The sequence below is a fragment of the Gemmata palustris genome (assembly GCF_017939745.1).
GTDB lineage: Bacteria > Planctomycetota > Planctomycetia > Gemmatales > Gemmataceae > Gemmata > Gemmata palustris.
The window spans coordinates 1,012,445-1,033,812 of sequence record NZ_JAGKQQ010000001.1; the positions used below are offsets into that span (position 1 = coordinate 1,012,445).

General features: G+C 64.6%; 18 protein-coding genes and 1 tRNA gene. 5 read left to right on the forward strand and 14 right to left on the reverse strand.

Annotation, left to right across the window (positions count from 1 at the left end):
• The first annotated feature begins 180 nt into the window (after positions 1 to 180).
• Positions 181 to 369: a hypothetical protein gene (locus J8F10_RS04155; protein ID WP_210652602.1), complete on the forward strand. Its 189-nt coding sequence runs from the start codon at positions 181 to 183 to the stop codon at positions 367 to 369.
• Positions 370 to 386: 17 nt separating this feature from the next.
• Here J8F10_RS04155 and J8F10_RS04160 read toward each other — a convergent pair whose 3' ends face one another.
• Together J8F10_RS04160 and J8F10_RS04165 are read right to left on the reverse strand one after the other, a co-directional pair.
• Complete coding sequence (locus tag J8F10_RS04160) at positions 387 to 704, reverse strand: hypothetical protein (RefSeq protein ID WP_390891130.1); 318 nt, start codon at positions 702 to 704, stop codon at positions 387 to 389.
• Between the two features lie 431 nt (positions 705 to 1,135).
• Positions 1,136 to 1,216, reverse strand: a tRNA-Leu gene (locus J8F10_RS04165).
• Between the two features lie 130 nt (positions 1,217 to 1,346).
• On the opposite strand from J8F10_RS04165, the gene J8F10_RS04170 reads away from it, so the two are divergent.
• Positions 1,347 to 2,135, forward strand: coding sequence for a PIG-L family deacetylase (locus J8F10_RS04170; RefSeq protein WP_210652603.1), 789 nt, complete (start codon positions 1,347 to 1,349; stop codon positions 2,133 to 2,135).
• Positions 2,136 to 2,209: 74 nt separating this feature from the next.
• Here the strand turns inward: J8F10_RS04170 and J8F10_RS04175 are convergent, their stop codons facing one another.
• Both J8F10_RS04175 and J8F10_RS04180 read right to left on the reverse strand, forming a co-directional pair.
• The gene (locus tag J8F10_RS04175; RefSeq protein WP_210652604.1) at positions 2,210 to 2,758 is read right to left on the reverse strand and encodes a hypothetical protein; all 549 of its coding nucleotides are present in this window, start codon (positions 2,756 to 2,758) and stop codon (positions 2,210 to 2,212) included.
• Positions 2,759 to 2,986: 228 nt separating this feature from the next.
• Positions 2,987 to 4,786, reverse strand: coding sequence for a polyprenyl synthetase family protein (locus J8F10_RS04180; protein WP_210652605.1), 1,800 nt, complete (start codon positions 4,784 to 4,786; stop codon positions 2,987 to 2,989).
• Positions 4,787 to 5,006: 220 nt separating this feature from the next.
• On the opposite strand from J8F10_RS04180, the gene J8F10_RS04185 reads away from it, so the two are divergent.
• The gene (locus J8F10_RS04185; RefSeq protein ID WP_210652606.1) at positions 5,007 to 5,963 is read left to right on the forward strand and encodes a ThuA domain-containing protein; all 957 of its coding nucleotides are present in this window, start codon (positions 5,007 to 5,009) and stop codon (positions 5,961 to 5,963) included.
• A gap of 253 nt (positions 5,964 to 6,216) precedes the next feature.
• Here J8F10_RS04185 and J8F10_RS04190 read toward each other — a convergent pair whose 3' ends face one another.
• The 9 genes from J8F10_RS04190 to J8F10_RS04230 form a co-directional block, all read right to left on the reverse strand.
• The gene (locus J8F10_RS04190; protein ID WP_210652607.1) at positions 6,217 to 8,079 is read right to left on the reverse strand and encodes a prenyltransferase/squalene oxidase repeat-containing protein; all 1,863 of its coding nucleotides are present in this window, start codon (positions 8,077 to 8,079) and stop codon (positions 6,217 to 6,219) included.
• 141 nt (positions 8,080 to 8,220) lie between these two features.
• On the reverse strand, positions 8,221 to 9,171 hold the full coding sequence (locus tag J8F10_RS04195; RefSeq protein ID WP_210652608.1) for an HDOD domain-containing protein: 951 nt from the start codon (positions 9,169 to 9,171) through the stop codon (positions 8,221 to 8,223).
• Between the two features lie 40 nt (positions 9,172 to 9,211).
• Complete coding sequence (locus J8F10_RS04200) at positions 9,212 to 10,267, reverse strand: ATP-binding protein (RefSeq protein WP_210652609.1); 1,056 nt, start codon at positions 10,265 to 10,267, stop codon at positions 9,212 to 9,214.
• Positions 10,264 to 12,567, reverse strand: coding sequence for an NYN domain-containing protein (locus tag J8F10_RS04205; RefSeq protein WP_210652610.1), 2,304 nt, complete (start codon positions 12,565 to 12,567; stop codon positions 10,264 to 10,266). Before J8F10_RS04205 ends, J8F10_RS04200 begins: the two co-directional genes overlap by 4 nt.
• 64 nt (positions 12,568 to 12,631) lie before the next feature.
• Complete coding sequence (locus J8F10_RS04210) at positions 12,632 to 13,096, reverse strand: glycine cleavage system protein H (protein WP_210652611.1); 465 nt, start codon at positions 13,094 to 13,096, stop codon at positions 12,632 to 12,634.
• 300 nt (positions 13,097 to 13,396) lie between these two features.
• Positions 13,397 to 14,722, reverse strand: coding sequence for a coproporphyrinogen-III oxidase family protein (locus tag J8F10_RS04215; RefSeq protein WP_210652612.1), 1,326 nt, complete (start codon positions 14,720 to 14,722; stop codon positions 13,397 to 13,399).
• Between the two features lie 30 nt (positions 14,723 to 14,752).
• Positions 14,753 to 15,865 carry an outer membrane protein assembly factor BamB family protein gene (locus J8F10_RS04220; protein WP_210652613.1) on the reverse strand — a complete coding sequence of 371 codons (1,113 nt, stop codon included), beginning with the start codon at positions 15,863 to 15,865 and terminating at the stop codon, positions 14,753 to 14,755.
• A 17-nt stretch (positions 15,866 to 15,882) separates the two neighbouring features.
• Positions 15,883 to 16,989, reverse strand: coding sequence for an iron-containing alcohol dehydrogenase (locus J8F10_RS04225; protein ID WP_315854066.1), 1,107 nt, complete (start codon positions 16,987 to 16,989; stop codon positions 15,883 to 15,885).
• Between the two features lie 19 nt (positions 16,990 to 17,008).
• Entirely contained in the window at positions 17,009 to 18,445 is a 1,437-nt protein-coding gene (locus J8F10_RS04230) for an aldehyde dehydrogenase family protein (RefSeq protein ID WP_210652615.1), read from the reverse strand.
• A gap of 416 nt (positions 18,446 to 18,861) precedes the next feature.
• Here J8F10_RS04230 and J8F10_RS04235 point away from each other — a divergent pair, with 416 nt between their 5' ends.
• A complete protein-coding gene (locus tag J8F10_RS04235) occupies positions 18,862 to 19,740 on the forward strand; it encodes a DUF1559 domain-containing protein (protein WP_210652616.1) in 879 nt (292 codons plus the stop codon).
• Between the two features lie 54 nt (positions 19,741 to 19,794).
• Positions 19,795 to 19,965: a hypothetical protein gene (locus J8F10_RS04240; RefSeq protein ID WP_210652617.1), complete on the forward strand. Its 171-nt coding sequence runs from the start codon at positions 19,795 to 19,797 to the stop codon at positions 19,963 to 19,965.
• 173 nt (positions 19,966 to 20,138) lie between these two features.
• Here J8F10_RS04240 and J8F10_RS04245 read toward each other — a convergent pair whose 3' ends face one another.
• Positions 20,139 to 21,323: a hypothetical protein gene (locus J8F10_RS04245; RefSeq protein ID WP_210652618.1), complete on the reverse strand. Its 1,185-nt coding sequence runs from the start codon at positions 21,321 to 21,323 to the stop codon at positions 20,139 to 20,141.
• Between the last annotated feature and the right edge of the window lie 45 nt (positions 21,324 to 21,368).

Here is a 21,368-nt window from a genome sequence, read left to right on the forward strand (position 1 = left end):
CGGCTTCGACAGTAGTGACGGCCACTTTGCTGCCGCCGAGCGGGGACGCGGTTTGCTACCCGAGGAGCGAGCTGTGCCCGGTACGAGCGAGAATTTAAACGGGAGCGCGCCGGACCGCAGTCCGGGGGCCTGGTTCTGGTCGACGTCATCAACCCGCTTGATTTCCCGGAAGCCGACCAATTGCTCCGGTTCGTGGCTTCCGCCGCCGACCGGCTGGCCGAACTGAAACGGCACGCGAAGCGGGCCGGCGCGCCGGTAGTGTACGCGAACGACAACTTCGGGCGCTGGCGCTCGGACCTCTCGGCCGTGGTTGAATCGCAATTACCTCCGGGATACGTCGGAATCGCACCCCGCTCCATGTTCGTTTAGGGCGGGACACGGCGCGTTCACACGGCAAGTTTTAACCCCTGGTACCACTCTCGGTATGGTGTGTTGACCGCCATGTGCCGGTTGTAGTCCGGCGCGCCATCCGCCCACCAAACCGGCCCGCGCTCACCGAGGCCCACTTTCGCGGTCTGAACCTGGCGCCGCGCCCGGCGCCGGTTCGCTTCCGGCGCGTGGGCGGACCTACGCAGTACCGCGCGGGCTCGTCCCAGGTCTCCCATCAGGCGCTCGCGCTCGTCCGCCGCGAGTGCCGGGTTAGTCATCCGCCAGAGGCGTCCACGGACGACAAAGTACCGCCCGTCCGGGGTTACGGGATACATCATTTCCGGCCTCGCTCCTGCCCTCGAATACAGGACACCGTCCACATCACGACAGCAATTTGCGTTCCGCGTGGGGCACGGATGAGAGCCACGGGCCGTGATGTTTCAAAATTCTGGCGAATATTCAGGCCCACCAGGAGCATCAAATTTGTGTGCAAGCTGCGACCGAAATAGATCGCTCTGGAGATAGATTGTGAACGAGCTTGATACCCCGATCCATGTCGTGACTGTTTGGATCGGGAACACCGAAAATTGCGCTGGGCTACTACCTTCAAACCTTCGACGCGGACTTTGAGAAGTCAATAAAAGGCGGTGCGGTCAGTAGCCGGCATTGTTTGTCTGGCACAGAGGAGCGCGTCCGAGAACCCAGAAAATGCAGGACTCCGGGCAACTTCAGTCGCCCGGAGTCCTGATCTAACAATCTGTTCAAATGGCCAAGGTGGGACTCGAACCCACACGCCTTGCGGCGCTCGATTTTGAATCGAGTGCGTCTGCCATTCCGCCACTTGGCCGGGACTCAATTAGAATAGCGGCCGAGCAGAGAGCAGCAAGCCTTCTGCCCGCCTGAAAGTGGTGCGCTCCGGGCGGGTATTCCTCACTACACTCACTTCCGTGTTCACTTTACTCCGCGGAGAACGTCTCGTGGCCGAAGACCCGTTGCCGGAATCGCTCGATGTGATCGCCGTCGCCCCGCACCCCGACGACCTCGAAATCCTGTGCGGGGGGACGCTCGCGAAGTTGGTGAAACAGGGGTACAAGGTCGGCATCTTTGACCTCACGAGCGGCGAGCCGACCCCGCGCGGGTCACTCGAAACGCGGAAGAAAGAAGCCGAAGACGCGCGGCGCGTCCTGAACGTGCCGGTGCGGGTCAACGTCGAGTTGCCGAACCGCGTGCTGATGGACGGCCCCGAAGCTCGCTTCGCGCTCGCCACACAGTTCCGCCGCTACCGCCCCGGCATCATCATCATCGCGGCCGGGCGCACTCCGGCGGCATCACCAGATCACCTCCAGGGCGGTCTCATCGGGGAAGCGGCTCGGTTCTACTCACAACTCACGAAGTGGGACGAGCGGTTCGCGGGAACGTCCCCGTACCGCGTACCGCACCTGGTGTACGTGCCGTTCCCGTTCGACGCCGAACAGCGGCACTGGCACAGCCAATTCGTGGTGGACATTAGCGACACCATTGATTTGAAGATCGCCTCCGTGAAGGCCTACGAGTCGCAGTTCGACGCGGCCCGGTTCGCGCGCGTCGAGCACCTGATCCGCTCGACGAATGGCTACCACGGTGCCCGCTGCGGGTACATGTACGGCGAACTGTTCGCGCTTCCGACTCCGGTAGGGGCGCCCGACTTGGTGACCCTGGTTCACGGCAGCAAGGGGGCGCTCGCTCCGCCGCAAATTCCCGGTAAGGATCACCCCCCGATGGGGTGAAAGCGAGCTACGAAAAAGCTCACGGGCGGCGCGAGAATTGATCGCGCCGCCCGTGAGCTTTTGTACCAACGCGGTCAGTTCGTCTCCGGGACCGGCGTCAGGATTTCCAGCACCTCGACTGCGGGACGATCGCCCGTGTAGATGACCCCGATGCGCCCATACGTTTCGCTCCCAGCAGGAACGCGGAACCATTCGGCCATCGTAGCGCTGAGCGTCACCCGGACGTAGGCGAGCGGTTCGATCCGGCGCAGCATGTTGTGCTGGATCAGCACGCGCCCGAGTGGGGTCTTCCCTTCAATGATCGCGGTGCGAACGGCCTCCGGGCAGACGCCCAGGTTGATTCGCACGAGGCCGAACTGCACCACGCGCTCCGCGTCCTCTTTGAGTGACAGCAGAATCTTCCGGGCGTACTCGTTACCAACGCGGCGACAATTCAGGACGCGGACATCGACCGGAGAGCCGTAAAACTCTTCGACCGTGACCGTCATGTGGTGCGTGTGGACGAGCAGTTTTTGGTAGGGCTCGGGCACTTCGCTGGCCGGTACCTCGACCGCTTCGGGGCGGTCTGGTGAGTCGGGGAATAGCCGGTACAGGTGCTCAAAAGTCGGGGCAGTTGTGAGCAAATCGGCCCCTCGCAGCGGGAACACGGGCGGGGTGGTTGGCAGGCTCGGAGAGATACCGTCACGGGCGGGGAGAGCTTTCAGGCGAACGGCCGGTGTGAGCCGGCCGGTGAAACCGCGTCGAGAACGCACCGGCCGGCTTACCTTGTCGAACGGGTTGACACTGTGGGCGCCGTACCAGAGGTGAACTCGCGTCGAGAACGCACCGGCCGGCTCACACCGGCCGTTCGCCTATTTACCCAATTCCACAAATTGTACCACGCCCTGGCGCGGGAGTTCGGGCTTCTCCAGCACACTATCGATGAGGTAGTAGAGCAGTTCGCGGAACTCGGTCGGCTGCACTTCGTCGGCAAGCGATTCGGCTTTCGCGCGGAACTTGTCCACGAGCTTATCGGCCTTCTCGAACACTTTGGCTGCGAAGTATAGGTGCCGGACCCGGGCCACGATCTCTTCGGTGTCCGCACCGGCGGTTCGGGTGCTGGCGATGAGGTGGAGGAGCTCTTCGCGCTGGGCCGGCGACGAGCCTTCGAGCGCGAGTGCGAGGAGCAGGGTGGGTCGGGCCGCGAGCACGTCTTGTCCCGAGACGAGCTTGTTGTCCTCGTCGCCAGTCCAGTCCTTGATGTCGTTGAGGATCTGGAACGCGACGCCGACGTTGCGGCTGAAGTCCGCGATCATCTTCTCGTAAGCGGTCGCCTCGCCCGCCAGTCGCACGCCGGTGTAGAGGGCGGCCTCGAACGCGGGCGACGTCTTCAGTGCGTAGATTTTCAGCGCGTCGAGCGTGGTGAGCGCTTGGTCCTTCGCGTCGCGCCAGAGGAGTTCCGCGCCTTGGCCCTCGGACAGCTTGATGTGCGCGTCCGCGAGCTTGTCGAGAACATCCGCAGCGACTTCGGCACCCAGAACTTTGCGTTCGCGTGACACACTGCGGTAGCCGAGGCCGATGAGGTAGTCGCCCAAGTTGATTGCGGTACCGACGCCGTGGGTGCGGTGCAGTGTCTCGGCGCCGTAGCGGTAGGCGTCGTCGTCCTCGATGTCGTCGTGAACAAGACTCGCTTTGTGGAACGTCTCGATCGCGATGGCCGCGCGCTTCACCGAGTCGGGTAGTTCCCAGCCGGTTTCGGAGAGCGTGGCCGGCGCGCCTTTGAGCGCATCGTAGCTGGCGAGCGTGATGAACGGGCGCGAGCGCTTGCCGCCGCGGGCGAGGAAGTCGTAAGCGATCGTTTCGTGCTTGCGGAGCGGATCAGTTTCCGGCGCCGTCGCCCGGGGGCGCGGAACCAAGCGCGACAATTCCGGGTCGTCGAACATCGCGTTCGCGGCCCGCATCAGGTGCATGTACGTTTTGGTCTTCGTGCCCGGCGCGGGGGTGTGGAGGCCGATCGACTCAAATACCCAGTCGTTGTCCACCGACGTGTTCTTGCAGTTGCTCGACAGTAGCGGGGTGGCGATGCACGGGATGCCCGCGAGCAGCACCTTGTCGAACGCCTTCTCCAGCACGTTGAGGCACGCGACGCCGACGATGGCATCGATGTGGCCGCTCACGATGATCTTCAGAACGATCGGCGTGCCCTCGCTCACGAGCACCTTGTAGCCGAGTTCTTCCGCCTTCGTGCGAAAATCACCGACCTCACACGCGCCGCACTTCTTGCAGTCCAAACCGAGTTCGTCGTACTCGGCGGGGCACCCCTCGGCGTTCTTCAAACAGTGCGGGAGGAGCATCAGCCGGCGGTGGAACGGGATCGCGGCGACCTGATCGCGCCAGAACTCGTTGGTCAGCATCACCATTGTGAAGCCGAGACACGATTCGCCCAGTCCGAGCGGGCCGAGCACCTTTTCGGCCATCTCGCGGGTCGATTCGCGCGTGAGCGGCTTCGACTTGTCCACCGTCTTGCAGAACTTCTCGACCGCGGCGCGGATCGCGTCCCGCACCTCACGCGATTGGGGGACTTCTTTGAACGCGGCGGAGTTCAGCTTGGGGGGCTTGGTCGGGGCGCGTTCGGACGTAGCTTCCGTAATGGCTTCGGCGACAGTCGTCACGGTTGATCCCTTGGCAACGGCAGGGGCAAAGCGAGTTACGGCTCTTGCGGGAGCGCGCAGAGAGAAGATACGGGGCGGCGGGTATCAGAACCAGTTTGGTCACAACCCACCGGTGACGCAAATGAAAACAGCGCTTGCGTTCCGACTTGCGGCGCGTTTTCGTGTAGTCGCCCGGTACCATCCGCCAGATACCTCACCCCAACTCGGAGTCTTTCACGCCATGACGCGATTCCTCTCCGCGCTCCTGCTCTTAACCCCATTTGCCGCTCTTCGGGCCGATGAGCCGAAGACCGATCCCTATGACCAATCGAAAGTTCCGCTCGAAGTCGAACCGCCGGCCGACTTTAAGGGGAAGCGAATTCTGATCGTCGCGGGTCAGGCCAGTCACGGACCGGGCGACCACGAATTCTTCGCAGGAAGCGCGATTCTCATGAATCTGCTCAAACAAACGGATGGTGTGTTCCCGATCATGGCCCGCAACGGGTGGCCGAAGAACGAGAAGCTGTTCGACACCGCCGATTGCATCGTGATGTACATGGACGGCGGGGGCGGGCACCCCGCGATCAAGCCGGAACGCATGAAGATCATCCAGAAACAACTCGATCGCGGGGCGGGGTGGGTCAACATGCACTACGCGGTCGAATACCCGGTGAAGTCCGGTGACCGCGACATCGCGGGTCCGGTGAAAGGCTGGCTGGGCGGTTATTACGAAACCGGGTACTCGATCAACCCGCACTGGGACGCGAACATTCGGAGCTTACCGAAGCACGAGATCACGCGCGGGGTGAAGCCGTTCACTCTCAACGACGAGTGGTACTTCGGGATGCGCTGGATCGATGACATGAAGGGCGTTACGCCGATTCTGCAGGCCGTTCCGCCAGAAGATTCGCGGCGCACACCGCACACGAAGGCGCGCAAGGGCGAAATCGAAACGATGGCGTGGGCCTTCGAGCGCGCGAACGCGGGGCGCAGTTTTGGCTTCACCGGAGGTCACGCGCACCGCAATTGGGGCGATGAGAACTTCCGCCGCGTGGTGGTGAACGCGATCCTTTGGGGTGCGAAGGTCGAAGTGCCCGAGAAGGGCGCGAAGGTGGACTTCGACCCGGCGGACTTGAACAAGAACCTCGACAAGAAGGGCAAGGAGCCGTTCAAGCCGATCCTTCCGCCGCGCAAGTAGGGTGGGGTAAGCACAGGGCTTCCGCCCTGTGCTACGAACGCCGGCCCCTCCGGGGCGGAAAGGCATTGGGGATTGGTCCCCGTCCCAGGTTCACAGGGCTTCTGCTACGAACGCCGGCCCCTCCGGGGCGAAGACAGAGAACCATCTGCTGCCCGGTCGCTTTCATCTCGTTCTCGATGCGGCAATGAAGGCCAATGTGTTTCCGCCCCGGAGGGGCCGGCGTTCGTAGCACAGGGCTTCCGCCCTGTGCGCTCTATGCTGGCTGTGGTGGGCCTTCGGCTCGCGGAGCCTCGCCTTGACCCACCCTACAAGCAACACCGAGCGCCGCGACGGTGAAGATGAGCGGGTACAGTTTCTCGAAGTACCACAGCTTCGCGAAGTAGAACCCGATCGGGCTGGCGTCGCGGAACCGGCCCGATTCGACCGCGTCCACGAGCCACGCGACCCCGCGCTGAACGGCGTCACCGGGCGCCAGGGCGAGCAACACTTCCACTGCGAGCGCCGTTTCCTCCGCGCTCGACGGGCAATCCTTTGCCCCGCCCCACCCGCCGTCCGCGTTCTGCACGGACAGCAGGAACTCGACCCCGCGCCGGCACTCCGGCGAATCTTTTAGTTCCAAATCGCGGTACGCAGCGAGTACGCGCGCGGTGCCGTACACGGGGTTGGTGTCGTCGGGAGCGTGCTGGTTGCCGAACCACAGCGGCAACCATGATCCGTCGGGGCGCTGTTGCTTGGTGAGGTAGGCAAGGCCGCGAGAGACCGTCGCGTGGTACTGTTTCCAGGTCAAACCTAAGTGAGCAATGAGAAATTGATACTTGCTCTCTGGTTTGCCGATCCAGCCGCGAGGGTCATCTTTAAAACGCTTGGACCAAACTGCGAGCGCACGAAGGGCATGTGCTGTTAAATCCGCGCCGCTGCGATCGAACGGGAGCGTGCCCCACCCCCGACAAAACGTCGGCCACCCGCCGTCGGAGTTTTGTAATCGAATGACCCAGCCGACGCTCTCCGTGGGATAGTGACTGTAACCGAGGTGGTAGAGCGCCAGAATTGCTCCGGGCGTATCGTCGCAGTCAGGAACTCCGCCGGGGAGATCGGTCCACGCCCAACCTCCGGGGTCGGCCCCAGTGTACGGGTGCCTCACTCGGTACTGTTGGCCCATTAGCCAGTCCCAGAGTGAGCCGCCTTCCCACTTTGGAGGAGCCGGTATCGACGCTGCATCGCCAACCGCAACGAGCGCGTTTACAGAGAGCGTCGTGACCCACGTCGCGAGGTTCGTATCAATCGGCCAGCTTCCGTCGGGGCGCACCGAGTTCACGATGAACCGCACGCCCTCATCGATCACTTGCTTTTCGGAATCGGTGCGCTTGCGGCGCATAGAGGCGAGTGCCATCACGACGAAGCTCGTCAGCGGTGTGGCTTCCAAATACCCACCGGTCGTCGGCTGAATGCGACGCAGTACGTTCAGGGTGCGATTTCGGACGAACCGGCGCACGGCGTTGCGGATCGGGTTGCGCGAGCGCCGGTGGTGGTGGATACACTGACCGATCGCGATGAGAGCGGGAAGGGCGTAGCTCACCACCGGCATCTTCGCGAACCGGTACCAGCTCTGCGGTAAATATGCCGCTTCAAACGGCAGCCGGGGCACTTTGTCCCAGGAAACCAACTTCGCCAGTGCGCATGTCATCAGGATCGGCACCGAGAACGTGTGATCTTTGCCGTAACGGTGGCGGATCGCGGCGGCCCGGCGCGCGGGAAGGGCACCGGCCCTCAGCGTGAGAAACTCTTCCACGCGCCGGATCGTCTCGCCCTGTTCCTTTTCCCCGGCCAACTTGAACGCGGCCCGGCACAACATCGTCGTCGAGATGTTCGAGAAACTCTTAACCGTGTCGCCCCACCCGCCGTCCGCGTTCTGGTGGTCCGCGAGCCACTTCAGGCCGGCATCAATGCGCGCGCGGTGCTCGAACGGGTTCACGAGGTGCAGCGCCATCACCGCGGTCGCGGTCGAGAGCGCGGACGTCGAAAGTTCGCCGACCCAGTGACCTTCCGGCACGCGCTCCGCGAGGAGCGCGTCGCGTGCGGTGACGTATGCGGCGCGGAGGCGGTCCGGGGGAATCATGCAATATCCATTCGATTCAAACGGGCAGGGCGGCTGCGTTGATCGTGAGGGGATGAACAATCCTCGCACGTTGATGGTGCCCGTGTCCGCGATTCATCCTATGAAGGTGGCTTCCCACTCCTTCGCGGCTCACTGAACCGGCTAGCGCGAGCCCAGTTCGCGCTCGGCCGCAGTGACCGCTTCGCGCATGAGTTCGGGAAGGGACGCGACCAGCCGCTCCAACCGCGCCCCGGTCCACCCCGCGAACAAGCCGGGGAGACGCGGGTTCGTTTTCGGATCGTAATTCTCGGCGGTTCCGCCGCAGCGCAGGTGGTTGGCCATGTGATCGGCCGCGGCCACGAGAGCGACGAGGCGCGGACCCTCGCCGGGTGCGCGCGGGGTGTGGTGGTGCCGGATCACTTCGACCAGTTCCGGCGGCAAGTTACTCAGTTCGGCGAACCACCCGCCCAGCGCGCAGTGGTCGGCCCCGATCGCCGCGCGCTCGCGCGCGAGCACGTCGCCCTCTTCCCGGAAGTCCATGACGTCCGCGAGCGCGAGGCACTCCGGGTCGGCCAGAGCGATCAGGACGCGCCCGAGGTCGTGGAGCAACCCGGCCGAATACTCTTCCCCGTGGAACCCGAGGCGGTGCGTGCGGTTGAGTTGCGCGCAGATGGACGCGGTGACGAAGCCGTGGTGCCACAGCGCTTGGCGCTGGGGTTCGCCCGCTGCGGCCCGCCCGCGGAGCCGTCCCCGCAGCCCGATCGCGGTGACCATGCTTTTGCACGTCCACAGCCCGAGCCGGACCACTGCTTGATCGAGGCGGATCGTCGGTGCGCCGCCGGCGAAAAGTGCGCTGTTCGCGACGCGCAACAAGCCGGTCGCCAGGGCCGCGTCCTCCCGAATCAGGTCGGCGATGGCGGCCAGCGAGACATCGGGGTCTTCCATCAGCGCGAGCGCCCGCGTGGCCGTGACCGGCAGCGGCGGCATGTCGTCCACGAGTCGGCGGATCTGGGTTTCGAGCCGCCCGGCGCGCTCCGCGGCCGACGGCGCTGCGGGCGCGGTCGACGCGAACATCGAGCGCAGCGCGTCGGAGAATCGCTTCAGAAGTGCCACACCGGCCCCTTGTTGCGGCAGGTATGCAGGAGGCGCTCGGTCACAGCCCCAGGTTGTCCAGGTCGTCCACGAGTCGGTCCAGGTCGTCCTTCGGTCCCGCGGGCTTGTCCGCTTGGCGCTTCGGCATGCCCACACTCGCGCCGACCGCGTCGCGTCCGTCGTTCACCAGTTCCCGGTCGCGCTCCTGAACGGCCGCACTCAGGGCGTCGCCCATGTCGCCGCCGAACAGCCGGCTCAGGTCGATCTTCAACCCGCCGACCGCGGCGCCCGTTTCCGCGCCGGCGATCGCGGGCGACTTGTACTCGGGGAAGATGATCGCCTGTTGCGGGCACACGCGGCTGCACGCGGGGCAGCCCTTCTTGCACTGGTCCTGGTTCTCCACCAGGATGCGCTCGATGGAATCGACCCCATAAACCCCGAACAGACAGAAGTCGAGGCACTCCAGGCAGTTCGTACACCGGCTGTAGTCGATGACCGGGTACCACCGGCGCCCCGCGGGCGCGAGCATCGCCTCGGGCGTGAACGCGCGCTGGGCGGGCGGCAGTTCCGGTTCGGGCTTCGAGAGCGAGAGCCCGAGTTGCAGGATCGCGGGGCTGCTTACGGCCTTCGCTCGCGCTTTGGTCTCGCGCCGATCGCGGCACTCCGCGGTGACGCGCTTGATCTCCGCGACGAACGCCTCGTGCTTGTTCGAGTCCCGCAAATCGAGCGTATAAATGTGCCGGTCGGGGATCTCCCCGCTCGGGCCGATCGCTTCGGGCTTCTCGACCGGTGTGTCGGTTTCCGCCTCGTCGTCGTCCTCGTCGGCCGGCGGTTTCAGTTGCGTTTCGCCGAAGTGCCCCTTGATGCCGTCGCGGTCGAGCAGCCAGAACGCGGCGCGGGGGTACAACCACGACAGCACGACCATGTCGCCTTTGACGCCCCCGAGGAAGAGGCGCCCGCTGTGGTCGGGACCGAGGTCATACAGGTTGGGAACGACCGAGACTTCCAAATCCGGTTCGAGTAGGAGCGCTGCGACAACGCTCTCCTCGAGCGCCCGCTTCGCCGGGTGCTTCCCCGGCGCTTGCGAGAGAACGACGGTAACGCGCGAACGACTCATGCGGACTCCGGTGGCAATGGCGGCAGCGGTAATAGAGCGGACGGTGGTTGGGGGGGAGGTGTTATCTTATCGGCCGGCGCGAGCATTTCAGTGGACGGGTGCGGCGGCGATGATCCCCCGGTGAGGCGCTCGGTCACGCGCTCGGCCCCGAACTCCAGGTCCGGGAAGAGCACGTCGTCGGGCACCCAGTCCGCGACCGGGACGATTTCCGGCACCTCGGGCGCGCCTCCGCCCTCGATCAAAGGAGCGAACACGACCAGTTCCGGCTCCGACGGCACGGGCAGCAGAACGGAGGGGGCGGGCGCGGGCGGTTCGGCGGCGGGGAACACACGCACGGCCGGCTCGACGACCGCTGCGACCGCCTCACTGGTGATCGCCGATACGTCAACGACCTCGGACGTCGGGGCTTCAGAAACTCCCGGGGCCAGTTCCAACACGGCCTCGGAGTCAGTTGTGGTCGGCGCGTGTTCGAGTATTGCGCCGTCGAAGGCGAACGGATCGGCGCCGGGTGCCAGTTCTGCGTCTTGTTGCTCGGTTTCGTTGGCGGGTTCGACGGTACCGAGTTCGACAGTTTCCTCCGCGCTCGCAGCGGGCTCCGGAATCAGCACCAACTCGTCATCGTCGGGCGCCTGGTACATGCTCAAGATCGTGTTGGCGATCTCGGGAAGCAGTTCATTGGTGAACGGCCCCGCTTCGATCGCCGCGACGAACGTGTCCGGCCGCACCGGTTCGGCGAGCCCCTTTTCTTCCAACCGGATCGCGAGCAGTTTGAGCATGATCCCCAGTACGGCCCAGCGGATGTGGCCCGGTTCCGTGACGTCGGGGTGGAGCGTGACGCGCTCGCCATCTTCTAGAATCGCGTGCGAGAGCCCGAGTACGGCGAACGCGCGGCGCACGTGCGACCGATAGTTGTCGAGGCACATTTCCTCTTCGGCCGCGTAGAGGCGTTCGAGGAACTGCCCGCGCTGGAGTGCTCCGGCGCCGCCCGTTCCGGGGAAGAGTGCGGTGAACGTGTCCGCGCACACGCGCTCGACCGACGGCCAGGGCGTGTGATGAACGCGCATGTGCTCCGTGTCGGTACCCTTCGTTCCGCCCTTCTGGAGCAACTTCCGGTACCCGTCCGGTGTGTGAACGTCGTCCGCGCGCGCGGGTGGTTTGGGTGATGCGCCCAAACTTGTGGTGGGGGGAGCGAGTTCCGGCTCCGCGAGCGCCTGAGTGACCTCGGCTGTCACCTGCTCGGCTGCGGGGCCGGGGTCGAACATCGCCGCGACCGCCTCGGCGCGGATCGGCCCCTTCACCCCGTTCTCGGAGAGCCGACAATTCAACACGTACACGACGTACCGGAGCAGTTTCCGCCGGATCTGTTCGCCGGTCGTTTCCGGCGACAGCACGTAGACACCGCCCGGGACCGATGGCACCGGGAGCGAACAGCGGACGGCGGAGTGGACCAGCGCGACATGGGACGCGAGATCGGGAACGTCCGTTGCGCGGGCGGCGGTCTGGAGCCGGGACATGAGGTCCATTGAGGTCGCGGGACTGCCGGTCGGGGGCGCGAGCGCGGGAACGACCGCGTCGCACACCCAGACGAGGGACTCCCACGGGACGGTCAGTACGCGGGCCTCGTTCGCGTCCGCGCGCCCGCTCGCGAGCAGGTGCTTGTAGTGCCCAGCCGTGTGCGGTTCCGGCGTTTGGGGCAGCGCCAGTCGCTCGACCGGCACTGCTCGCGTACCCGATGCGGACCGCGAGGAGCTTTTGAACCCGTTGGTACCGTTGACTTTGGTTACCTGATCGGCCCCGCGCCCGAGGCTCTCGAACAGCTCGAACTTGTCCGCGAACCGTTGAATCAAATCGTTGGTCGCCCCGGTAACCGCGATCACCGAGACCGTGTGCCCGCGGCGCTTCAGTTCCAGAATCACCGGGATGAAGTCCGCGTCGCCGGAAACGAGGACGAAGTGTTCGACCGGGGCGCCGGCCCCGAGCAGTGCGACCGCGTCCATCGCGAGCTTCATGTCGGCGGCGTTCTTATTCGCGGACTTCCCGGACAGGCGGAACACCTGGACCGGCTCGACGCCCTGGCGCATCAAATCCTGCGGCTCCACGCGGAGCGATTCAAAGTCCGCGTAGGCGCGCCGGACCGCGAACGGGAGCCCGGCCATGCGGTGCGCGTGCCGCACCAGGTTTTTCAGGTCCTCGGCGAACGACGGGCGCTCCTCGACCCGGATGCCCCTGTTGTTGAAGTAGTCGATCCGGCTCAGGTAGAAGTTTTCAAGATCTATCAATAGTACGGCTGATGGCTTCATGGGCGCCTCGTCCGTCAGGTGATCTGGGTAGATCGTAACACCCGCCGGGGCGCGGAACAACCAATCAGTCGGCGCTCGCGTTGATCTGCCCCTTGAGTACCCTCTGGGTCGTTTCCCAGCCCGCTTCCAGGTGGGCGAAATAGGCGCCCGCGTCGAGCGTGTCGGCCGGGTCGCCGACGAGTTCAAAGAGCCACCCGCGCCCGTAATTGTCGAGGTTGATCGTCCCGGGATCTTCCAAGAGCGCGGCATTGAACCTCACGATCCGGCCCGCGACCGGTGCGTACAGCCCGGAGGTGGCCTTCTGCGTCTCGATGAACCCGATCTCCTGCTTCGCGGTCACGAGCCCCGGTTCGATTCGCCATTCGAGGAAGTACACGTCCTGCATGAGCCGCACCGCGTAGGCGGTGAACCCGAAGGCGTGGACCCCGTCCCCACCGGGCCGGCACCACATGTGGTTCTTGCAGTAGCGCAGGTCGCCCGGCACCGGGGCCGGGTGCTTGCCCATCATGAACGTGAGCGGTTCGGACATGAGGCGCTTCACCGAGGGAGCGGAACAACTGGAAGTGGGAGAGGAAGTCAGGCACGAATAACACAGATCAGAAAGACGGATTGGCCACAAAAAAGCACAAAGGGCACAAAAGAAAACAGAGGACAGAGAGCAGGATAAATCCCATCAGAGCTAAATTCCCAAATCGTTTTCTGATTCCTATTCTCTCTGCTTTCTACATCTCGGTCTTCTTTTGTGCCCTTTGTGCTTTTTTGTGGCCAATCCGCCTTCTGCTTGATCCGCGTTATCTGCGTTTATCCGCGGCGCTCTTACTTTTGGCGCTCACGTATACCGCGAGCTAATGTACTGCGGGTCGAAGAACACGGGGAGGTGGCGGTCGATCTGAATGAGGCCGTCGGGCGTGCAGTCGATGCTCTCGCCGGTCACGTTGAGCCACCCGTCGCGCTCCAGTTTCTCGAACGCGGCGCGGAACTCGTCGCGGACGTCCACCTTGTACTTGTCGCGGAAGTACCCGACATCAAGGTGCCCGGTCTTCAGCAATAGCACGACTTCGCGGATGAGCCGGTCGCGCTCGGCCGTGGGGAACGCGCGGCCCAGTGGGAGTTCGCCGGCGTCGAGGCTCGCGACGTAAGCCTCCCACGTGTCGACGTTCTGGATGTGGACGCCGTTGACGTGCCCGAACGACGCGACGCCGGTCCCGAACATGTCCGCCCCGCGCCAGAGCGCCTCGCGGTACACGAACCGCGTCTTCGCCTTGCTCTTCACCACCGTCGTGGCGCTGGAGACCTCGTAGCCGGCCTTCACCAGTTCGTCGAAGGCGTACCGGGTCCAGGCGCGCTTGGTCGGCCAGTCCGCGACCGCGAGGCCCGGTTCGTCGTTGCCGAGTACCTTGAGTTCCTTGGAGAACACCGTATTGTACGGCAGTTCCATCTGGTAGATCGTCACGCAGTCGGGATCGAGCTTGATCGTTTTCTCGATGCACTGCTTCCAGTTGTCCCAGTCCTCGCCGACCATGCCCGCGATCAGGTCGATGTTGATTTGCGGGAACCCGAGTTCGCGCGCCCAACCGAACGCGCGGTAGATCTCGTCCTCCAAGTGCGCGCGGCCGTTGTACTGGAGGATCTCCGGCTTGAAGTTCTCGACGCCGAGGCTGAGCCGGGTGATGCCGTGCTTGCGGAGCATCTCCAGTTTGTGCTTCTGGAGCGTACCCGGTTCGCACTCGAAGGTGATCTCGCGTGCGGAATCCCAGGGCATGATCTCGCGGAGCCGGGTCATCAACCCGTCGAGTTGCGTGGCGCTGAGGTACGACGGCGTTCCGCCGCCGAAGTAGACGTAGTCGAGCGGGCGGCCCCCGACGCACGCGGTCTTGCTCAGCAGCTCGACTTCTTTCGTAATGGCGTCGAGGTACACCGAAATGTCGCTGGCGTTCTTGTCGGTGTAGACGCGGAAGTAGCAGAACTTGCACCGCTTCCGGCAGAACGGAATGTGCAGGTACAACCCGAGCGGTACGCCCGGGCGCGGCGGGGAGTTGATCGCCCGCTGCGCGTCCGGGAGGTACGAGTTGTTCCAGAACGAGAACTGCGGGTAGTTCGCGATGAAGTAGTTGCCCAGCCCGGTCTTCTCTTGTTCGGCAGCGCTGACAGTCATGGCGGAATCACTCGCACAGGCGACAACGGGTTACTTCTTCCCCAGGCAGTACACGACACCCTTATCGGTGCCCACGACGAGACAATCCGGTCCGACGGCCACGGAACCGGAGACGGCCGAATCCAGCGTCAGTTCCTGGAGCTTCTTGCCGGTCTTCAGATCGAGAACGTAGAAGTGCCCCTCGTCACTCAGGCACCCGACGAACACCTTCCCGCCCACAATCACCGGTGAAGCGTCTACTTGGCCCTCGGTGGTGAAGCTCCATGCCTGTTTACCGGTCTTCGGGTTGAGGCCGTACACCTTCTTGTCGCGGCTCCCCGCAACAACGACCTCTCCGGCCGCCGCGGACGCATAAAACGGCTGCTGCCGCGTGGCCGCCTCGAAAGACCACAGCTTTTCCTTCTTCTTCAGATCGACCGCGACAACCGTGTTCGCCATTGTTCCCACGTAAGCGACGTCGTTCAGGATAGCCGCGGTCGCGGCCGCTTGTCCGCCGAGATCGACCGTACCGAGTTCCTTGCCGGTTTTCGCGTCGAGCATGTGAAGGATGCTGTCGCAGCCCGCGACGAAGGTCACGTCGCCGATTACTGCCGGGGCTCCGTTCACCGGGCCGTCCGTCTTCACCTCCCACACCTTCTTGCCGTTCTCATCGACGCAGTAGAGGGTAGAGTCGTGTGAGCCGATGAGAACGTTCGTGCCGTGGAAGTTGCACCCGGCCATGATCTCGCCGTTCGTCTCGAACTCCCACACTTTCGAGCCGTCGCTTGCCTTCAGGCAGAAGAACTTGCCGTCCAGGTTGCCCACGTACACGCGGTCGCCCTTAACGCTCGGCGACGCCTTCATCGCGCCGAGTTTGACCTTCCACTTCTGTTTGCCGGTCGCGAGGTCCAGGGCGTACAGGTGCTTGTCCAGTGACGCGACGAAGACCGATCCTCCGGCGATGGCCGGGGCGCCCTCAATGCCCCCGGCGGACTTGGCGTCGCCGGTGTTGAACGTCCAGCGCTCTTCGAGTTGGTCTGGGAGCTTTGACGTGCCCGCTCCGGTCATGAGCGCGTCGCCGCGAAACACGGGCCAGTCGCCCGATACGAACGCGGGGGAGAGTACCACCGCGGCGAGCGCGGCGAGGGACAGAGCGCGAGACATGGCGGGCACCTCACGAGTTACCACGCGGCCTGATACACCCTGAGAATATCGGCTTCCGTCACCGGGCGGGGGTTAAATCGTGCCGTCCACTGCTGATTCGCTTCTTCGGCGAGCAATTGAAGGATAGTGTCGCTGACCCCGCACTCTTTCAGTGATTGCGGCAACCCGGCCGCGGCCGTCAGTTGCGATACACGGGCGGCCAGCACTTCGGCGGCCGGTTGACCGTTGGTGAGGCCACGCTCTGCGACTAGTTCTGCGTACAGGTGCCCGGCGGCGGGGGCGTTGAAGCGGATGACGTGCGGGAGCATGACGCCGATCGCAACACCGTGGGTGATGCCGTAGTGCGCGGTCAGCGGGTTCGCGCAACTGTGGCACACACCGAGCATCGCGTTCTCGATCGCCATCCCCGCGAGGTGCGATCCGATCTGCATTGCGGACCGCGCGGCGAGGTCTTGCGGGGATCGCAGGGCCGTCTCGAAGTTCGGTTCGAGGTGCTGGAACGCGGCCCGCGCGCACATTGCCGAGACGGGGTTCCGCTTGGTGCAGACGTAAGACTCGATCGCGTGGGCGACCGCATCAATGCCCGTCACCGCGGTGACGGAGCGCGGCTGGGAGAGCGTCAGTTCGGGATCGAGGATCGAGACCCGGAACGCGGCCTTTTTGTCGCCGCACGCCATCTTGAGGTGACTGCGTTCGTCGGTGATGAGCGCGTAGCTCTGCGCTTCGCTGCCCGTTCCGGCGGTGGTGGGGACGCCGACCGAGGGCAGCATCGGCTTGGTCGCCTTGCCGTGGCCCTTGTAGTCGATCATCCGCCCGCCGTTGGTCAGGATGAAGTTGATCCCCTTCGCGCAGTCCATCGAACTGCCGCCGCCGACGGCGACGATGCAATCGATTTGGTGGGCGCGCGCGAACACGACGCCCGCGTCCACCTCGCGCTCGGTCGGGTTCTCCTTCACGCCGTCGAAGAGAAACACCTCCAACCCGGCCTCGCGCATGACTTTTAGCGCGCGCTGCGGGTGCCCGACGTGCTCGAGACCGCGGTCGGTCACGAGCACCACGCGCGTGCCCCCGACGGACCGCACCGCTTCGCCGAGCTGGGCGAGCGCGCCAGGCGCGAAGATCACCCGGCCGAGCGGCTCGAAATCAAACGGCGGCGCGCTTGCGTGCGTGCTGAAGGGCGCGCTGTTTGTAGAGGTGTGTAAAGAGGTTGCCTTCATGCGGCTGGTCCCAGGTCAACCGGTTGGTAGGTAGCGGCCCGATGTTCAATCGCTCGATGTTCGCGCACGCCATGCACTCCGCGATGAACGCCGGGTCGTCGGTCAGGGCCGTGGCCGCGAGGGTGTAACCGATGCGCTTTAGCACGTCATACTGAGGGTATTCTATCACGCTGGCGTAGGGGAACAGGAACTCCTTGTTCGCCAGCGGGTGCTCGGGGCCGTCGCACCGGACGATCGTCGGCAGGAGCCACGCGGACCGGCCCTCTTTCACCAGCCGCGGCGTGCCCCGCAGTTCCTGCGTCACGTCGCGCGCGCCGGGCGTCTTCAAACCTTCATCGACCATTGCGCTGATCGCTTCGGCGACTTCCGGCTTGGCGAACGCGCTGATTTCGCAGTTGGGATCGTCCCAGGGGCGGGCTTTCACCCCGGCGAGCCGTTGCGCCAGCCCGGTGGCAATAGCGTCCCCGTTGCGCGGCGTCCAGATGGCACTGGCGTTCACGCACGCGCGCCCGCCGTTCGCCGCGACCGCTTCGACCAACAGGTCGAGGTGCTGTTCCCAGTTGTCGGCCTGGTCCTCGCCGAAAATGATCTTCGAGTACCCGGTCCCGTGGATCTCGACGCGGTGATCGTTCTTGTACGGGGCCATGCTCCGGTCGTCGCCGAACGCCATACTTCGGCCGCACAGCCGGAGGATGTCTGCTGATCCCGCGTGGTCGGTTGGGAGGAACCCAATCACACTCGCGGGTATGCCGGCCTTAATGAACGCTTGCAGCACGCGGTACGGCGTCCACGGTTCCTCGCGCCCCGGCTTCAACAGCAATGGGATCTTGAACGCGAGCGTCGGCACCCACAGCGAGTGGACGCCGGGCGAGTTGGACGGGAGCACCGCCCCGAAGACGTTCGTCGTCGGGTAGAACGCCTGCATCCGCCCGCTCGCGGTGGAGTAGCCCTGGTCGAGCGCCTCGACGGGCAGCCCGCGCGTCAAACCCGCGATCACTTCTTCGATGTTGTCGAGAACGTAATGCACTTTCCGCGCGTTCCGGTCGCAGAACACGAGGGCGCTACCGGTGGTGGCGGAGAGGTTCCGCGTGTACTGGTCGAACGTGAGTTCGGTGTCGCCGCAGGGCAGGGCGGCGTTCAGGAAGTAGTCCGCCGCCTTCTTGTACATCGCGAGGATGTCGCGCACGGGGATCGCAGCCAGTTCCTTGTGCGCCCGCTCCATGTTACTGAGGTCGCGGGCGATCATCGAACCCGTGACCTGGCTCACCTCCGCGACCGGTTCCCCGGTGACGTGGTGAACGAGCGTCGCCTTCTCCAGACTGGTGTAACTTTTGCCGAAGCGGAGAGCGGGAATCTGGATCATGGGGTGCGAGCGGGGGTGAAGGTGTTTCGCGGGCGGGCGGGGCGCGGGCCTCAAGGGAGACATACCGGATTCGGGTCGCCCCCTAACGACATTATGGCGACAGATCACTTTCGGCTCCAGTGGGGCGCCCGAATCACGGGTTCGGGGGGCGCAGACACGGTTCACGCAATTTTCAATTTGCCTCGACCGCGTTTCCGTCCCAGAGTCGAGGTGGTTCGCCCGCCATCCGCCAATCACACCAACGGACGTTGAAGTTTCAGTGTGAGTCCCGCCTCTCACCTCAAACTTTTGGCCGGCTCTTCAAGCAGGAACGTGCTCGACCCGATCGCACCGAGTGCGAGGGGCGACGGAGCCCGTGGTTCCCGGGGCCGGGCCGTTTCCGAGTGTTTTCGCTGACATCAACCAAGAGACTCACAATGCGCCCAAATTTCGCCCGTCGAGGTTTCACCCTGATTGAGTTGCTGGTGGTGATCGCCATTATTGCGATCCTCATCGGATTGTTGCTCCCCGCGGTGCAGAAAGTCCGTGAAGCGGCGGCCCGTATGTCGTGCAGCAACAACATGAAGCAACTCGGGTTAGCGGCGGCCAACTACGAGAGTTCGTATGGCTACCTCCCGCCCGGCAACAACAGTGTGAGCGCGATTGGCACATTCGGTTACCTGTTGCCGTTCGTGGAGCAGGACAACATTTACCAACTGATCGAGCCCGCGAAACTCGCGATCCCGGGCACCGGCGTCTGGTACGCCGGCGGCTCGTGGGCGGCCGCGAACAACAAGGTCAAGATGTTCCAGTGCCCGTCCGACGGGTCGGACAACGTGACCGCGTCGACCGGGGTTTGGGCGTATGTTTACGTCAACGGTCCCGCGCCGAGTGCCGGTTCGTGGTCGCCGACCGCGTACCCGACGCTCGGTAAGACCAACTACGCTCCGAACGCCGGGTACCTGGGGTCAGCGAATACGTCATTGACTGGCCCGTTCTTCACGAACTCCAAAACGAAGATCTCCGCGATTTCCGACGGTACTTCTAACACCATCGGTTTCGGGGAGTACCTCGGCGGTCACAACCCCGGCACCCGCGACTATGTGAGCACGTGGATGGGCACCGGCGGGCTCCCGACTGCATGGGGGCTGACCGAAACGAGCGAGTGGTACCAGTTCGGTGGTCGGCACACGGGCGGCGTGCTGTTCACGTTTTGCGATGGCTCCGTTCGTTCGCTCCGCCGCGGTATGGATTCGAGCGCGTTCGTGTTCCTGTCCGGGATGAACGACGGGGTCGTCGTGACCAACGTGGACTGAACCGTACTCGTTGCCCTCGTTCTTTTTGGGGCGAATACTGACAGGAGACAAACAATGACTCGAACTCTCACGGTGGTCCTGGCCGCACTGGTTCTCGTTCTCGCGACCGGGTGCGGGGGTGGGACACAGCCGCCTCAAGAAGTTCCTCCCGCACCGGGGAAGGGTGCTGCGCCCCAAAAGGCGGCCCCGGTTCCGCCCCCTCCGGCTCCGCCGAGGAAGGGTTGAAAACACCACCGCCCCGCCAATTGGCGGGGCGGTGGTGTTTCGGCTCCAGGATGATGCCGACCGAGCCGCGACCGCCAGGGAGCGGAATACAACCGCTCCCTGGCGGTCGCGGCTCGGTCGACATCGTCCCCGCTCCCTAGCGGTCGCGGCTCGTTACAAGGAACCGGCCCCGATCAGTACACGCCGACAACGGTTCCGCCCGCGAGTTCCGCGAACGGGCGCACGCCGCTCACGCCGTCCCAGGGGTATTTGTCGAACGGCTTCTCGCGCTCGCCCTCGTCGCGCTCCGGGAACCGCGGAACGAAGAACTCCTTCGTGAACGTGCTCAGGAGCACGCGCCCGGTGCCCCCGTAGGGCACCACCTCATTGTAGTCCTTCGGGTTCACCACCTCGATCACGGCCCGCGGTTGCGGCGCGTAGTAGCTGATCTTGAAGCCGTCGTCCGGGCCGATCGGCTTCGAGCACGCGAGGCCCATCAGCGTGTTGCCGTAGGTCGGCGTCATGTACACGTCGCCGTTGTCGAGCATTTCCTCGTAGGCTTCGCGCGTGAATTGCGGCGTGAACTCGGTACCGCCCGAGAAGATGCCCGTGAGACCCGCTTGCTTGATCGATCGGATGCCGCCCCGCGGGACCGGCTTGCCGAGCGACCGGAACTTGTCCTCGAGCTTCCCGCCGCGGATCGCTTCGTCGAGGGCCGCGAGCAGTTTCGGCGTGGTGAACATGCACTTGATGTCGTGGCCGCCGGCCAGAATCGTGAGCGCCTGGTCGATGCAGTGGTCCTTGTACGCTTGCGCTTCCGCGATCTTCCGCTCCTTCAGGCACTTCACGACGTAGCGCGGGTCGAGGTCGATCGCGAAGCAGATCCCGCCGCGGTATTGCGCGAGGTGCTCGATCGCGAGCCGGAGGCGCCGGGGGCCGCTCGGCCCGAGCATGAGCCAGTTGGCGCCGCGCGGGAAGAACTGGTCCGGCAGCGTGTCGGACATCATCTCGTAATCGATCTTGAAGTCGTCGATCACGATCCGCGACTTCGGCAACCCGGTCGTGCCGCCGGTCTCGAACACGTACACGCCGCGGTCCGCGAGGCCCTTCGGCACCCACCGGCGCACCGGGCCGCCCCGGAGCCAGTCGTCCTCGAAGATCGGGAACTTCTTCACGTCCTCCCACCCGTTCACGTCGGTGAGCGGGTTGAAGGTGAACGTCTGCGCCTTTTCGAGCCAGAACGGGGTACCGGTGGCGGGGTCGAAGTGCCACCGCACGATCTCGCGAATGTGCGCGTCGAGCGCGGTCCGCGCGTTCTTGATGCGCTCTTCGAGCGTGGCGCCGGTCACGGGCGCCGGCTTACCTGGCGTGTCTTTCACATCAGCTCCCAGATAGTGTGGTCTCGCGGACCGGGCTCGTACTCC